At 73.6% G+C, this 829-nt stretch carries 1 protein-coding gene; it reads left to right on the top strand.

Annotated features, from left to right (window positions below; genetic code table 11):
- Positions 1-829 (top strand): AAA family ATPase (locus D476_RS35355; protein WP_040729026.1); only part of this gene is annotated, 829 nt, incomplete at both ends.

Below are 829 nucleotides of genomic sequence, written 5' to 3'. Positions count from 1 at the left end.
ATCGACGAGGCCTACACGCTCACCCCGGCCGGGTCGGGCAGCGACTTCGGCCAGGAGGCGGTGGACACCCTGGTGAAGCTGATGGAGGACCACCGCGACGACGTGGTGGTGATCGTCGCCGGGTACGGCCCCGAGATGGAGGGGTTCCTGGCCTCCAACCCCGGATTGGCGTCCCGGTTCGCCCGCACGGTCGAGTTCCCCAACTACCGCTCCGAGGAGCTGGTGGCGATCGTGGAGGCCCAGGGCGCCGTGCACAGCTACACGCTGGACGAGGGGCTGCGCACGGCCCTGCTGCGGCACTTCGACCGGATGCACAAGGGGCCCGCCTTCGGCAACGGGCGCGAGGCCCGCAAGGTGTTCGAGCAGATGGTGGACCGGCAGGCGCACCGGCTCGGGGAGAACCCCCCGGCCGACCCCGCCGAGCTCACCCTGCTGCTGCCCGAGGACCTGGACGGCGGAGCGGAGGCGGGACCGGAGGGCGGCGGCTCCGACGCGGTCGCCGGGCTGCGTGCCGAGCTGGACGCGCTGACCGGCCTGGCCGAGGTCAAGGAGGTCGTCAACGACCTGGTGAACGTGCTCGTCACCGCCTCGCGGCGGCGGGAGCTGGGCATGCCGGTGCCCACGCTCAGCCACCACCTGGTGTTCTCCGGTCCCCCCGGCACCGGCAAGACCACGGTGGCCCGCATCTACGGCAGGCTGCTCAGCGCGCTGGGGGTGCTGCCCGGCGGGCAGACCGTCGAGGCGGCCCGCGCCGACCTGGTGGGGCGGTACGTGGGGCACACCGCCCAGCTCACCGCCGAGGTGTTCGAGAAGGCGCGCGGCGGGGTGC

The organism is Nocardiopsis chromatogenes YIM 90109 (assembly GCF_000341185.1).
GTDB lineage: Bacteria > Actinomycetota > Actinomycetes > Streptosporangiales > Streptosporangiaceae > Nocardiopsis_A > Nocardiopsis_A chromatogenes.
This window is presented reverse-complemented; position numbering and strand designations above follow the sequence as displayed.